The sequence below is a fragment of the Brachybacterium atlanticum genome (genome assembly GCF_025669985.1).
GTDB classification, from domain to species: Bacteria; Actinomycetota; Actinomycetes; order Actinomycetales; family Dermabacteraceae; genus Brachybacterium; species Brachybacterium conglomeratum.
Window position 1 is genome coordinate 85,254 of the sequence record NZ_JAKJJW010000006.1, and the last position, 14,303, is coordinate 99,556.

11 protein-coding genes and 1 other RNA gene are annotated in these 14,303 nt (G+C 71.3%); 3 read left to right on the forward strand and 9 right to left on the reverse strand.

What is annotated here, in order from left to right; all coding sequences use genetic code 11:
- Positions 1-134 precede the first annotated feature (134 nt).
- Positions 135-4,049, reverse strand: a complete 3,915-nt coding sequence (gene hrpA, locus L3K22_RS04650; RefSeq protein WP_263310368.1) for an ATP-dependent RNA helicase HrpA — start codon at positions 4,047-4,049, stop codon at positions 135-137.
- Positions 4,050-4,417: 368 nt separating this feature from the next.
- On the opposite strand from hrpA, the gene L3K22_RS04655 reads away from it, so the two are divergent.
- Entirely contained in the window at positions 4,418-4,945 is a 528-nt protein-coding gene (locus tag L3K22_RS04655) for a hypothetical protein (protein WP_263310369.1), read from the forward strand.
- A gap of 58 nt (positions 4,946-5,003) precedes the next feature.
- On the opposite strand, the gene L3K22_RS04660 is transcribed toward L3K22_RS04655, so the two are convergent.
- A complete protein-coding gene (locus tag L3K22_RS04660) occupies positions 5,004-5,957 on the reverse strand; it encodes a phosphotransferase (RefSeq protein WP_263310370.1) in 954 nt (317 codons plus the stop codon).
- Positions 5,958-6,012: 55 nt separating this feature from the next.
- On the opposite strand from L3K22_RS04660, the gene L3K22_RS04665 reads away from it, so the two are divergent.
- Positions 6,013-6,324 (forward strand): hypothetical protein, encoded by a 312-nt coding sequence (locus tag L3K22_RS04665; RefSeq protein WP_263310371.1) that lies wholly within the window; start codon positions 6,013-6,015, stop codon positions 6,322-6,324.
- 192 nt (positions 6,325-6,516) lie between these two features.
- Here the strand turns inward: L3K22_RS04665 and ssrA are convergent.
- Positions 6,517-6,887, reverse strand: a transfer-messenger RNA (tmRNA) gene (ssrA, locus tag L3K22_RS04670).
- Positions 6,888-7,140: 253 nt separating this feature from the next.
- Here ssrA and L3K22_RS04675 point away from each other — a divergent pair.
- Positions 7,141-7,713 (forward strand): hypothetical protein, encoded by a 573-nt coding sequence (locus L3K22_RS04675; RefSeq protein ID WP_263310372.1) that lies wholly within the window; start codon positions 7,141-7,143, stop codon positions 7,711-7,713.
- An 80-nt stretch (positions 7,714-7,793) separates the two neighbouring features.
- Here the strand turns inward: L3K22_RS04675 and smpB are convergent, their stop codons facing one another.
- The 6 genes from smpB to L3K22_RS04705 form a co-directional block, all read right to left on the reverse strand.
- A complete protein-coding gene (gene smpB / locus L3K22_RS04680) occupies positions 7,794-8,300 on the reverse strand; it encodes an SsrA-binding protein SmpB (protein ID WP_259881292.1) in 507 nt (168 codons plus the stop codon).
- 140 nt (positions 8,301-8,440) lie between these two features.
- Positions 8,441-9,760 (reverse strand): peptidoglycan DD-metalloendopeptidase family protein, encoded by a 1,320-nt coding sequence (locus L3K22_RS04685; RefSeq protein WP_263310373.1) that lies wholly within the window; start codon positions 9,758-9,760, stop codon positions 8,441-8,443.
- A 2-nt stretch (positions 9,761-9,762) separates the two neighbouring features.
- A complete protein-coding gene (ftsX, locus tag L3K22_RS04690) occupies positions 9,763-10,680 on the reverse strand; it encodes a permease-like cell division protein FtsX (protein ID WP_263310374.1) in 918 nt (305 codons plus the stop codon).
- On the reverse strand, positions 10,677-11,738 hold the full coding sequence (ftsE, locus tag L3K22_RS04695; protein WP_263310375.1) for a cell division ATP-binding protein FtsE: 1,062 nt from the start codon (positions 11,736-11,738) through the stop codon (positions 10,677-10,679). Before ftsE ends, ftsX begins: the two co-directional genes overlap by 4 nt.
- Positions 11,739-11,921: 183 nt before the next feature.
- A complete protein-coding gene (gene prfB, locus L3K22_RS04700; RefSeq protein ID WP_263310376.1) occupies positions 11,922-13,037 on the reverse strand; it encodes a peptide chain release factor 2 in 1,116 nt (371 codons plus the stop codon).
- Positions 13,038-13,048: 11 nt separating this feature from the next.
- Positions 13,049-14,200 carry a glycerate kinase gene (locus tag L3K22_RS04705; protein WP_263310377.1) on the reverse strand — a complete coding sequence of 384 codons (1,152 nt, stop codon included), beginning with the start codon at positions 14,198-14,200 and terminating at the stop codon, positions 13,049-13,051.
- Positions 14,201-14,303: the final 103 nt, after the last annotated feature.

Consider the following 14,303-nt stretch of genomic DNA (forward strand, 5'->3'; position numbering starts at 1 on the left):
CCGTGAGGATCGTTCGGTAAAGCTTTCGTAGAACGTCCCGCTGACACCCAGGGAGGGACTCAGGTCACGCGGAGGTCACGGCGCGGAGGCGCCCGTCACCACTCGGGGCGCAGCGGCGGGGACGGTCGACGCGCTCAGGCGGTGAGCTCGGCGATCGCCTTGCGGATCCGCTTGTCCGAGACGGTCTGCGCCGTGCCGAGGGTCTGCGCGAACAGGCTCACCCGCAGCTCCTCGAGCAGCCAGTCGATCTCCTGCACATCGGGCTCGGCGCGGCGACGGGCGGAGAGCTTCTGCTTCTGCGCGGCCCAGTACTGCTCGAGGTCCCCGATCTGCCAGGCGAGCTGCTCGTCCCTGCGCGGGTTCTCCGGCAGCTTCTCCAGGCGGTGCAGATCGGCCTGCAGGTAGCGGGAGAGGTCCCCGAGGTGCGCGATCCCGGTGCGGGAGATGAACCCGTCGCCGAGCAGGGAGGCGGCGTGCTCGCGGATCTGCGTGAGATGCGAGAGGACCGCGAGGGAGGTGGCCCGGCCCAGCTCGCGCTGCAGCTTCGCGTTGACGGCGAGCGCGGCGGCGGCGTCCTTCACGGCACCGGCGGCGAGCTCGTCGTGCCTCTGCCGCACGGTCTCCAGCAGCTGCTCGTACTCTTCGCGGGTGCGCACCTGGGCCTGCCCCGCCAGGTGCACGGTCGCGGCGCGGGAGGCGTCGGCCAGGAGCGCGGCGGTGGAGGCGTAGTCGGAGCCGGAGACGGCGAGCTTGGTGGGATTGGGCAGGGCGTTCAGCACGCGGGAGAGGTCGGTGCCGATCTCCCGGTCGATCATCGCGATGACGCCCTCGCGGTGGGCGAGGGCCTGCTCGTCGGCGGTGGCGAGGACGGCGAGGTCGACGCGCTCGAGCCGGCCGTCCTTGCCGCGCCGGGCGACGAGGGAGGGATAGCCGGTGACCTTCAGCCCGCCGACGGTGGACTCGTGCGTCGCGGGCACGCCCTCGGCCGGGAAGGTGGGCAGGTCGGTGCGCGCGATCTCGGTGGACCGGTCGGAGACGGCGGTGTCCACGCGCTTCTTCAGCCGCTGCTTCAGCGCCTCGAGGTCATCGCCGGTGCCGATCTGTCGTCCCTTGTCGTCCACGACCCGGAAGTGCATCCGCAGGTGCGCAGGCAGCTTCGCCAGGTCGAACTCGGGGCCGTACAGCGGGAGGTCCTCGGGCACGCCGGGCAGGGCCACGAGCTCGTCGGCGACCGCCTCGACGAACGCCTCGCCGCCGTCGGGCTCGTCGTCGTGCAGGGTCCCGGCGACGGCCTTGGCCCGTTCGGGGGCGGGGACCAGGTGGCGGCGGATCGGCTTCGGGAGGGAGCGGATCAGCTCGGTGACCAGCTCCTCGCGCATGCCGGGCACGAGCCAGTCGAAGCCGCGCGGTGCGAGGCGGTTCAGCACCGCGAGGGGGATCGTGGCGGTCACGCCGTCGGCGCCCTTCGCCCCGACCTCGCCGAAGGAGTAGCTCAGCGGGAGCGTGATGTCGCCCTGCACCCAGGTGTCGGGGAAGTCGGAGCGGATCGCCTCGGTGACCTCCTCATCGGCGGCCAGCAGGTCCTGCTCGGTGAGGGTGAGCAGGTCCGGGGTCTCGTGGCGGGCCTTCTTCCACCAGGTGTCGAAGTGTCGGCCGGAGACGACGTCCTTCGGGATCCGCGCGTCGTAGAAGGAGAAGAGCTGCTCGTCGGAGATCAGCAGGTCGCGGCGTCGGGTCTTCGCCTCGAGCTCCTCGAGTCGAGCGATCAGGGCGCGGTTGTCGCGGAAGAAGTGGTGGCGGGTGCGCCAGTCCCCCTCGATCAGGGCGTTCTGCAGGAAGATGTCGCGTGCGGCCTCGGGGTCGATGCGGCCGTAGCCGACGACGCGGTCGGCGACCAGCGGCACGCCGTACAGCGTCACCTTCTCGTGCGCCATGGCGGAGGCGCGCTTGGAGGACCAGTGCGGGGCGGAGTGGGAGCGCTTGACGACGTGCGCACCGGTCTCCTCCGCCCAGGCGGGGTCGATGCGGGCGGCGGTGCGGCCCCACAACCGGCTGGTCTCCACGAGCTCGGCGACCATGACGTAGTCGGGTCGCTTCTTCGCCAGCGTCGAGCCGGGCCACAGCGCGAAGCGTGCGCCGCGGGCACCGGAGTACTCCCGGGTGCGGTCGTCCAGCAGGCCGACATGGCTGAGCAGCCCCGCCAGCAGCGCCTGGTGGATCGCCTGCGGGCTCGCGTCGTTGTCGTTGCGGGAGAGCCCGGCGTCCTTGGCCATGTCCCGCAGCTGGGCGTGCAGGTCCCACCACTCGCGGATGCGGAGGTAGTGGAGGTGCTCGGCGCGCACCTCGCGGCGGAAGGCGCTGGAGGAGAGCGCGTCGCGCCGCTCCTGCAGGTGGTTCCACAGGTTCAGGAAGGAGAGGAAGTCGCTGGTCTCGTCCTCGAAGCGCTTGTGCTTCTCCCTGGCCTGCTGCTCCTGCCCGAGCGGCCGCTCTCGCGGGTCCTGGATCGACAGGGCCGCGACGATGATCAGCACCTCGCGCAGCGCGCCGAGCCGGCCGGCCTCGATGAGCATCCGCGCCATGCGCGGGTCCAGCGGGAAGCGGGCCAGGGTGCGGCCGACGCGGGTGAGCCGGCGACCGCCCGGTGCGCGCTCGTCGGGCTCGATCGCGCCGAGCTCCTCGAGCAGGCGCACGCCGTCGGTGATCGCGCGGGAGGCCGGCGGCTCGACGAAGGGGAAGGACTCCACGTCGCCGAGGCCGAGGCTCGTCATGAGCAGCACGACGGAGGCGAGGGAGGTGCGCAGGATCTCCGGCTCGGTGAACTCGGGCCGGCCCTCGAAGTCCTCCTCGGAGAAGAGGCGGATCGCGATGCCGGGGGCGGTGCGGCCCGAGCGGCCGGAGCGCTGGTTCGCGCTGGCCTGGGAGATCGGCTCGATCGGGAGGCGCTGCACCTTGGTGCGCTGGGAGTAGCGGGAGATGCGCGCGAGCCCGGAGTCGATGACGTAGGTGATGCCGGGGACGGTCAGGGAGGTCTCGGCGACGTTGGTCGACAGGATGATGCGGCGGTAGGTGCCGGCCTTCGGCGGGGAGAAGATCTTCTGCTGGTCCTGGGCGGAGAGCCGGCCGAACAGGGGCAGCACCTCGACGGGCAGGGCGGAGCGGCCGCGGGTTCCGCGCGCGAGGTGCTTCTCGAGGGAGTCGGAGATCTCGCGGATCTCGCGCTCGCCGGGGAGGAAGACGAGCATGTCGCCGGGGCCCTCGGCGGCGAGCTCGTCGACCGCGTCGGTGATGGCCTCGGTGAGGTCCCGCTCGATGGAGTGGATGTCCTCGAGCTCGTCGTCCTCGTCGACGTCGGCCTCGAGCACGAGGGGGCGGTAGCGGATCTCCACGGGATAGGTGCGGCCCGAGACCTCGATGATCGGGGCGGACTCCTTCTCCCCCGAGGGCAGCGTGTGCGCGAAATGCTCGGCGAAGCGCTCGGGGTCGATCGTCGCGGAGGTGATGATGACCTTGAGGTCGGGGCGCTGCGGGAGGATCTGGCGGAGGTAGCCGAGGATCACGTCGATGTTCAGCGAGCGCTCGTGGGCCTCGTCGATGATGATCGCGTCGTAGCGCTTCAGGAGGCGGTCCCGGCCGATCTCCGCCAGCAGGATGCCGTCGGTCATCAGCTTCAGGCGGGTGCCGCGGGAGGTCTCCTTCGTGAAGCGGACCTGGTAGCCGACGGTCCCCTCGCCGAGCTTCTCCCCCAGCTCGCTCGCGATGCGCTGGGCGACGGAGCGGGCGGCGATGCGTCGCGGCTGGGTGTGGCCGATGATCCGGCCGTCCTGCCCGTAGCCGAGCTCGAGCAGCATCTTCGGGATCTGGGTGGTCTTGCCCGAGCCGGTGGCACCGGCGATGACCACGACCTGGTTCTCGGAGATCGCCTTCTGGATGTCCTCGCGGCGCTGCGAGACGGGCAGGTCTCCCGGGTAGGTGATCCGCGGCCCGGGGGCAGGGGCCTGCTCGGCAGGGTGCGGGGCGGACGGATCGGGGTTCGAGGAGGTCGTGGTCATGGCGGGGCCACTCTACGTGGGCGGCCCCGCCGCCGTCGTGCCGATTCCGGGCCGCGGCGACGGGGCCCACAGCGGGACGACGGGCAGCCCCGGGATCATCGCCGACGAACGGACCTCCGGCAGCGCCGCACAGCGGTACCAGCCGCGGCCGTCGCCGCCCGCCCTGCGCGCGGACGGGGAGCCTGTCGACCGTGATCTCCTGCATGTGCGACCGGGTGGCACCAGTGGTGTCCCTGTGCTCGAAGGCGGCGATCGCGATGCCGTCGGCCACGGCGCCCGCCTGAGGAGGGGGCGCCGCGCGGAGTGCTGACCTGGGCGTTGTGCACAACCCAGGGGCGCGTCGTCGCCCACCGGGCAGGATCCGGGGCATGAGATATCGGATCGGCTTCTGGATCGGGGCCGCCCCCGTCGACGACGAGTCGGCGTGCGCGGACCTGCACATGCACCTGCACACCGCCGGGCAGTTCGTCGGCTCGCCCACGCCTCCGCTGCCGCCCACCCCGCGGATCGCGCGCTTCACCGCGGCTGTCCTCGAGGAGTTCCCGGCAGACCTCGCGGACCCCCGGTCCCCGTGGAGGGACGAGGACACCGCGGAGGCCGCGCACGGTCAGACCTTCGCCCCGGTCCTGTTCGGGCCGGACAGGAAGGTGATCGGGCGGCTGACCCAGCTCGCGCACGAGCACGGACTGCAGGCCTTCGACCTCGCCGCCCATCGCCTGCTGCGCCTCGAGGACGTCGTGGAATGGGAGGACGGGCCCTGGATCACGGGCCCTCTCGGCGGCAGCTGGGACGAGCCCGAGGCCTTCGCCTGTCGCGGGCCGGAGATCGCCCGGGAGAGGCTGGGCCTCGCTCCTTCAGCCCATGTGCTGGCCGGCACGGGAGAGGACAGCCCCTGAACGGCATCGAACGGCGCTCGGAGGCTCCGATCGGTCCAGCAGGTGCGCGCGGCCCCGGTCAGCTCGCGAGCAGCCGCCGCCCGATGCGTCCGAGCGGGTGCCCCTCGGGGTAGACGAGCACGAGTGCGAGCGCCATGCGCACGGCCCAGGCCCGAGCACGTGCCTGCAGCGCCTCCCAGATCGCGTCGTCCTCGATGCCGGTCCAGGCCGCGGAGGTCCGATATGCACCGAGCAGCTCGGTCGCTGACCGGGAGGGGTGGAGCAACAGGCCGCCCAGATCGCTCGCCGGGTCGCCGCGGGTGGTGTCGCCCCAGTCGATGAGGGTCACCGCGCCCGGGGAGGTCGGCGACGGGACCACGACGTTGCCCGGATGCGGGTCACCGTGCAGCAGCAGCTCGCGGCCCCGCCATCCCTCGGCGTCGATGCCCGCCTGCCATGTCCGAGCGGCGCGGCTCGCGGCGTCCTCGTCGAGACCTGCCCGCTCGAGATCGGCCGCGAAGTGCTCGGCCCGGGTCGCGAGCGGCACGCCGCGCACCGGGTTCCTTCCCACCTCGGGGGCGGGTCCGGAATGGATCGTCGCCAGCATCCGGGCCAGGTCCTCGGCGACCTCCTCCTGCCTCGCGACGTCGGACTCCGCGGCCGTCACCCCGTCGATCCACTCGACCGCGACGGCGTCCTCGGCCGTCGCGATCACGCGCGGCAGGTCCATCGGGAGGGTGGTGCCGAGCCCCCGCAGGCGGCGCAGCACCGTCACCTCCCGACCGAGCAGCTCCCGGGAGATGCGGCGTCGCGCGATCCGCAGCACGAGAGGCGCGCCGTCGAAGGTCCCGATCGGCCACAGCACGTTGTCCCAGCCCTCACCGCGGGGACGCTTCCCGATCGCCCAGCTGATCCGCTCGAGCTCGACGCCCTCCTCGGGCCGCAGCCACGCGCAGAGCAGCTCCACGCGGCGCAGGTCCACGGGCAGGTCGGCAGGAGGGAGGACGGGGGCGATATCCGGCGTGCCGGTCATCCGCCCACCGTACCGGGCAAGGCCTCGCCGGGACGGGCGTTCTCCGACGTCGCCCGTGGCGGCGGATGCGAAGTGCCCCTGGCTGCTGGACGACGTGGAGCCGCTGGCCGACGCGCTCCTGGTCGGCGTCGACACCGACCGCGGCGCGCTGGTCGACGCGGCGCTCGGCGAGTTCGCGCCGACGGGAAAGCTGCCGATCACCTTCCCGGACGACGCGGGCGCGACCGCCGTGGACGAGGACTGGCGCTGCGCCTCCCGGAACGACGTGCACGGCTACGCGAAGGAGCAGCACATGGACGGCCGGGCGTACGTGCACGTCGACACCGACGGGAACCGCTGCCAGCTGGGGCACGGCCTGAGCTGGTGAGCCGAGCGGGGCGGCGCGGGAGAGCCGCGCCGCCGCCCCGTCGGTGCGCTGATGCCTCGCCCGGCGCCTCGCCTGCGGTCCGTTGCGGGTCCGCGGTGGGCGGGGCGCCGCCGAGCGAGGACCCCGGGCATGACGAAGTCCCCCTCCCCCGCGCGTCTGCGCAGGTGAGGGGGCCTTCGTCGGTGAGTGCGATGGTGGAGCCGGCGGGAATCGAACCCGCGTCCGATAGTGCGGAGCCAGGGCTTCTCCGGGCGCAGTCCGTGTTGGCGTTTTCTCAGTCCCGACGATCCCACGGACACGTCGTCGACGGACTCAGTCACTCTGAGATGTTCATCCTTCCCCGGTGACCAGGGTCGGCAGCAGTGGCTCCTTAGATGATGGAACGATCCGGGTCAGGAGCACCCCCGGGGTTCCAGACTGCTAACGCTGATCAGGCAGCGAGAGCGAAGTCAGTGCGCTTGGGTTCGGCACTTATTGGTTTCCAGAGGACGTTAACGAGATGACTCTGGATTCTCGGCCCGCTTCCCCTTGCTGGACAACTACCGTCGAAACCGATCGGCCCCTGGCGTGGGAAGGCATGACTATCGTGACGGCGCTCTGGCCGTCGTCGCACTCACTCTTCGGTTGTCAAACACCCACGTGCGCCCCTCGGGAGGAACGCTGTGGATCGAGTCTACCGCGAGCGTTCGACGATCTGAAGCGGATATCTCTCAGCTCACGGCGAAGTCCGCTCCCCGCCAGGACCGCTCCTGCCTCTTCCTGGCGCGTGCGCCACGGAGCTGGACCACGGGCCGCACCGGCGGGGAGGATGGGACGATGAGCAGCTTCGAGGCCGCCGGCACGCGCATCATCATCGATCCCGAGACCCTGCGCGAGATCGTGCTTGACCCCGCGGCGCTGTCCGAGTGGTGCGCGGCGCACCCCACCGATCCTCGAGCCGTGGCGTTCCTGCGGATGCTGGGGAGGCTGGACGAGGCGGCGATCGCGGGCAGGCAGGCGCTCGAGGCGCCGGGGCTCTCCCCCGTGATGCGGGCCGTCCGTCGCACTCGGTACGCGCACGTGCTGCAGTGGCAGGGCGCCTTCGTCGCGGCGGAGGAGCAGCTGGACCTCGCCGCCGAGGAGACGGGCCTGGAGGATCCCACCTCCCCCTCGTCCCTCTCAGCGCTCGCCTCCGTGTTCCAGCACCGGGCGAAGTGCAGGTTCGAGCACGCCCTCGCCGAGCAGCGCGACCAACGGCCCCGGGCGGCGGGGAGGCTGTGGGAGGCGGCGCTCGAGGATGCGCAGCGGGCGCTGTACATGCGGGAGCGGCTCGGCGTCGCCGCCGAGGACGTCATCGAGTCCAGTCGGCAGACGGTGCGCCGCCTGGAACGGCGTGATGTAGCCGGCTGACCGGCCACCGACTGACGGACCGACCGATCGGGTCGTCCCCCTCGCGGGGACGATGGCCGCTCAGGCGGTGAGGGCGGGGCTCAGGCGAGCTCGCGGTGGCGCATGGCGCGCTGCGCCTCGCGCAGATCCTGCTTCTCGCGCAGGGTCTGGCGCTTGTCCCATTCCTTCTTGCCGCGAGCCAGGCCGATCTTGACCTTCGCGTGGGAGCCGAGGAAGTACATCTCCAGCGGCACGATCGTGAAGCCCTTCTCGCGGGACTTGCTGGCGAGCTTCTCGATCTCCTGCTTGTGCATGAGCAGCTTGCGCTTGCGGCGGGCGGCGTGATTGGTCCATGTGCCCTTGACGTACGGGGCGATGTGGGCGTTGTCCATCCACACCTCGCCGGCGTCGACGTAGCAGTAGCCGTCGATCAGGGACGCACCCCGGTCGCGCAGCGACTTCACCTCGGTGCCGGTCAGGACGATGCCTGCCTCCCAGGTCTGGTCGATGAAGTAGTCGTGCAGCGCCCGCTTGTTCGAGGCGATGAGCTTCTTCTGGGGTCCCTCGTTCGCGGCGGCCTGCTTCTTGTCGGCCTTCTTCGCGGACATGGGTCCTCCTTCTCTCCGTCTCCGGATGCTGCACTGGTGATCGCGGCCGCGATCGGACGTCCCAGCCTACGACGTGGCCGCGCAGGATCGCGACCGGTTTCTCCGCGGGCGCACACCCGGACGGCCCGGCAGGGCGGCGGTCAGAGGAACTTCGCGGGGTTGACCGCGTTGCCGTCCTCATGGGTCTCGAAGTGGAGGTGGCAGCCGGTCGAGGACCCGGTGGTGCCCACGTAGCCGACGGTCTCCCCCGCCGAGACCTGCGCCCCGACCGGCTTCGCGAAGCCCTGCAGGTGGTGGTAGGAGGTCGTGACCAGGCGACCGTTCATGATGCCGTGGCTGACGATGAGCTTATTGCCCGCGCCGCTGTTGTAGGTGCGGGCGATGACCCGGCCGGAGTGCGCGGCGCCGACGGGCACGCCGCAGGCGACGGGGAAGTCCACCCCGGCGTGCAGCTTCTTCGTGCCGTAGATGGGGTGCACGCGCCAGCCGAAGTTCGAGTTCAGCCGTGCGTTGACGGGGTAGACCCAGCCGCCGCCGGTGTTCGCGGAGCCAGCCACCGGGGCGCTTCCGCCGCTGCTCTTCTGCTGCTGCTGGGCCTTCAGCTTCTCCTCGCGCTCGCGCTCCTGCTCGGCGAGCTCCTCGATCTCGTCGTCGAGGGTGCTGCTGCGGGTCTCGAGGGACTTCTGGTCGCCCTCGTACTTCGTCTTCTTCGCCTCGAGGTCGTCGCGCTGGGTCTTCTGCGTCTCGTACAGCGCGTCGAGCTCGTTCTTCGCCTCGGTCGCCTCCTCCTCGGCGACACGGGTGCGCTCGAGCGCCTCCTCCGCATCGATCTTGAGCTGCTTGATCTCCTCGCGCACGGCCGACAGGCGCTCGGCGGAGTTCTCGGTGATGGACTGGTCCGTGCGCAGCGTGTCCAGGCGGGTGCCCTGGGAAGCCATCGTGAGGCGGTAGTTCATCGAGCGGTCCACCGCGTCCTGCGGGGAGCTGTTGCCGACGTACACGGACGAGGGGTTGGGCATCCCGCCGCCCTTGTAGGCCGACAGCGCGACCGTGGCGAGCTCGTCGTCGCTGCGGTCGACCTCCTCCTGGCCGGTCTCGACCTCGCTCGAGAGGCGACGCTCCTCCTCCTCAGCCTCGGTGAGGCGCTCGCCGACCTTCCGGTCCTCCTCCTGCGCCTCGCCGAGCGCGACCCGCGCGTCCTCGAGGTCCTGCTGGGCCTGCGGGATCAGCAGCTCGGTCTCCGCGAGCGCGAGATAGGTGTCGGCGAGATCGTCGTTGACGTCGTTCAGCTCGATGCGGAGGTCCTCGAGCTGCTGGTCGACCTCCGCGCGCTCCGCGATCTTGTCGTCCTTGCTGCCCTCGGCGGAGGCCGGGGAGAGAGGACCGGTGAGCATGCCCGCGGCCAGGATCGCGGCGGCGGCGAGGAGGCTCAGGGGGCGGCGCAGACTTCTGGAGGACATGCTCACACCTTCAGGTAGCGGTTGAGGGAGACCACCGACGAGGCGATCGACAGCACGGCGCCGAGCACGACCAGCAGGGGTGCGGCCCAGACGAGGTCCGCGGTGGAGACCGTGATCAGCTGCTCGCCGAGGGTCGGTGCGAGCCAGCCCTGGACGAGATGGTGCAGGCCCAGCCACAGCATCCCCGAGGCGATCAGGCCGCCGATGATCGCGGCGACCGCCCCCTCGAGCAGGAAGGGCAGGCGGATGAAGAGGTTCGAGGCGCCCACCAGGCGCATGATCGCGATCTCGCGGCGCCGGCCCGCGACCGACATGCGGATCGTGGTGGCGACCAGCAGCACCGCGGCCACCAGCATCAGCACCGCGAGCCCGAGCGCGAAGAGCGTGGACTGGTTCAGCACGTCGATGAAGGGGGCGAAGGTGCTCAGCAGGTCCGTGACCTCGTCCACGCCGTCGCGACCCTGGAAGAACTCGACCACGGCGGCGGAGTCGTCGGCGTCGCTGAGGGTGATGTGGAAGGAGACCGGCATGTCCTCGGCGGTGAAGTTCGAGACGAAGGACTCGCCGGCGAACTGCTCCTGGTAGATCGCGAGCGCCTCCTCCTGGTCGCGCTCCTCGACGGAGGCGATGTACGGGGAGAGGACCTCGCCCTCGAGCGCCTCGCGGACCGAGTCGATCTGCGCGTCGGTCGCGGCGCCGCCCGCGCAAGAGGATGCCGTCGAGTGCGGGGAGCACAGGAAGATCGTCACCTGGGACTGCTCGACCAGGGTCGACTTCATGTCGATGATCTGCTTCTGCATCAGCACGCCGGTGCCCACGAAGGTCAGCGACACGGCGGTGACGATCACGACGGAGATGACCATGGCGATGTTCCGCCACAGGCCGGTGAGGATCTCGCCGAGGATGTAGCGGGCCCTCATCGCAGCTCCTCCTGGTCCTGGTCGAAGTCGCCGGTGAAGTCCTCGTCCTCGCGCACCCGGCGGGCCTCGCGCTCGTCGATCAGGTCCTCCTCCAGCACGTCCCGCGGGACCGTGCGGTCCTCGGCCGACGGGTCGGCGTCCGACGCGTCGGTGCCGGACGGATCGGTGCCGGCGTCGGCCCGAACGGGCCCGTCGGCCTCGCCGGAGCGGTCTGCCCCGGCGGCACCGGCATGATCCTCGGCCGTCTCGCGCTCGTCGGCCGCCGGCTCGGGCGCCCCGTCCCAGTCGGCGACGAGCTCCTCGTCGTCCAGGGGGTGCTCCTCGCGGTGGGTGGAGTCGTCGGGCAGGTTCCCGGAGATCACGCTGACCGGGGCGGGGGTCTCGTAGCCGCCCTGCTCCTCGTCGCGCACCACCTTGCCGCCGACCATCTCCACGACGCGGCGGCGCATCCGGTCCACGGCGGCGCGATCATGGGTGGCCATCACGACGGTGGTGCCGCGCTCGTTGATCTCGGCGAGCAGGTCCAGGATGCCCTCGGCGGTGGCCGGGTCGAGGTTGCCGGTGGGCTCGTCGGCCAGCAGGATCGAGGGGCGGTTGACGTAGGCGCGGGCGATCGCGACGCGCTGCTGCTCACCGCCGGAGAGCTCGTGCGGGAGCCGCTTGCCCTTGTCCTCCAGGCCCACCATCTCAAGCATCTCGGGGACCAGACGGCGCACCACCTTGCGGGGCGTGCCGATCACCGCGAGCGCGAACTCGATGTTCTGGTAGGCGGTCTTCGAGGGCAGCAGGCGGAAGTCCTGGAACACCATGCCGATGTCGCGGCGCAGCGCCGGCACCTTCCAGGACGGGATCCGGGAGAGGTCCCTGCCGGCGACGTAGACGGTGCCGCGGGTGGGGGTGACCTCCTTGAGCACCATCCTCATCAGGGTCGACTTGCCCGAGCCGGAGGCGCCGACCAGGAACACGAACTCCCCGCGGGTGAACTCGATGTCGAGGTTCTCCACCGCGGGGTGCTGGCCACGCATGTACGTCTTGGTGACGTCGTCGAAACGGATCACTGCTGCCTGTCACATCAGGGGGAAAGTCTGGCGCTCCCAGCGTAGGGGCGCACGGTCGTGTTTCCACGGCGCTGTGGACAGGGGTCGGGTCAAAACCTGGTCAAACCCGGGGTGGGACCGGTCACTCAGTCCTGCGCCGTCCTGACCGATCTCCTACCGGCTCGTCCCTCGCCAGTACGTCGATCAGTCCTGGTTCTTGCCCTGCTCGGCGCGCCAGCGGATGCCGGCGTCGATGAAGCCGCTGATCTCGCCGTCGAACACCGAGGAGGGATTGCCCTCCTGATACTCGGTGCGCAGGTCCTTCACCATCTGGTACGGGTTCAGCACGTAGGAGCGCATCTGGTCGCCCCAGGACGCCTTGACGTCGCCGGCGAGCTCCTTGCGCTCGGCGGCCTCCTCTGCCTTCTTCAGCAGCAGCAGGCGGGACTGCATGACGCGCAGCGCCGCGGCGCGGTTCTGGATCTGGGACTTCTCGTCCTGCATCGACACGACGGTGCCGGTGGGCAGGTGGGTCATGCGCACTGCGGAGTCGGTGGTGTTCACCGACTGGCCGCCCGGACCGGAGGAGCGGAAGACGTCGATCTTCAGGTCGTTCTCGGGGATCTCGATGTGGTCGGTCGACTCGATCAGCGGGATCACTTCGACCGCGGCGAAGGAGGTCTGGCGGCGGCCCTGGTTGTCGAAGGGGCTGATGCGCACCAGGCGGTGGGTGCCGCCCTCGACGGAGAGAGTGCCGTAGGCGAAGGGGCCGGCGACCTCGAAGGTCACCGACTTCAGCCCCGCCTCCTCGGCGTAGGAGGTGTCCATGACCTTGGTGGAGTAGCCGTTGTTCTCGGCCCAGCGCAGGTACATGCGCATGAGCATCTCGGCGAAGTCCGCCGCGTCCACGCCGCCGGCGCCCGCGCGGATGGTGATCACGGCGTCGCGCTCGTCGTACTCGCCCGACAGCAGCGTGCGCACCTCGAGCTCGTCGAGGGTCTTGTGGATGCTGGTCACCTCGGCCTCGGCCTCGGCGAGGGTGTCGGGGTCGTCCTCCTCGGCGGCGAGCTCGACCATCACCTCGAGGTCCTCGATGCGGGAGGCGAGCTCGGAGATGCGGCGCCGCTCGGACTGGGCGTGGGAGAGCGCGGAGGAGACCTTCTGGGCGTTCTCGACGTCGTCCCAAAGGTCCTGGACGGAGGCCTGCTTCTCCAGGTCCGCGATCTTCTTATCGAGGGCGTCGACGTCCGTCACCTGCTCGATCGAGGACAGGGTCGAACGGAGCCGGGGGATCTCTTCGGAGAAGTCGATGGAAGCCACGATCGGGGAGTCTACGGCAGAGGGCTCGATGCGGCCCGGGAGTCGCGGAGGAGAGCGGGCAGGGCGCGTCCCATCTCACGGCCCACCTCCTCCAGCAGCGCCTCGACGCGCGCGATCGCATCGGACACGTCGGCGGCGCGGGAGACGAGGTCGAAGGCCTCCTCGATCCCGGCGGAGGCGAGTTCCTCCGCGTCGAGGGTGACGGCGCCGGCGACGGCGAGGACGGGCAGACCGGCCGCGGCCGCGCGGCGGGCGACCTCTGCGGGGCCCTTGCCCTGGAGGGTCTGGGCGTCGAGCTTCCCCTCCCCCGTCACCACGAGGTCCGTGTGCTCCAGGCGTGCGTCGAAGTCGGCGAGCTCGAGCACGACATCGGCGCCGGAGCGCTGTGTCGCCCCGAGCAGCAGCAGGGCGAAGCCGACGCCGCCGGCGGCCCCGGCTCCCTCGGCGCGGGCCGCCTCACCACTCGGGTCGAGGAGTGTCGCGGCGGCGGCGAGGGTGCGATCGGCGGCGGTCACGGCCTCCGGTGCGAGTCCCTTCTGCGGGCCGTAGACCGCGGCCGCCCCGTCGGCGCCGAGCAGCGGGTTGGCGACGTCGTTCGCGGCGATCAGCGAGGCGCCCTCGAGGGCGGCGAGGGCCGGGGAGAGGTCGGCGCTCGTCAGAGTCTCGAGGCCAGCGAGGCCGGGGGCGATGTCGTCGCCGTCGGCGGTGAGCAGGCGCGCGCCGAGGGCCTGCAGGAGTCCGGCGCCGGCGTCGGTGGAGGCGCTGCCGCCGAGGCCGACGACGATCTCGCTGGCTCCGGCGCGGACGGCGGCGAGGATCAGCTCGCCGAGCCCGCGGGAGGAGGCATCGCGCGGGGCGAGCTCCTCGCCGGGCAGTGCCTTCAGGCCGACGGCGTCGGCGAGCTCGAGCACGGCGGTGGTGTCCTCGAGCGCCCAGACCGTCTCGCGCGGTGTTCCGGTGGGGCCGGTGATGGTCGCGCGCTGCGCGGTCGCTCCGGCGGCGAGGGCCGCGTCGACCGTGCCGTCGCCGCCGTCGGCGATGGGGCAGGAGGTGATCTCGGCGTCCGGGGCGGTGGCGACGATTCCGCGGGTGAGGGCGGCGACGACCTCGGCGGCGGTGAGGGATCCCTTGAACTTGTCGGGGGCGAGGAGGAGGCGGGTCATGCGGTGCTCGCGATCTGCTCGACAGTGAGCGATGGGTGGGACATGGCGAAGGCTCGTGCAGCGGTGGCGGACGTCATGGCGCTGGCTCGGATCCTACGGACGT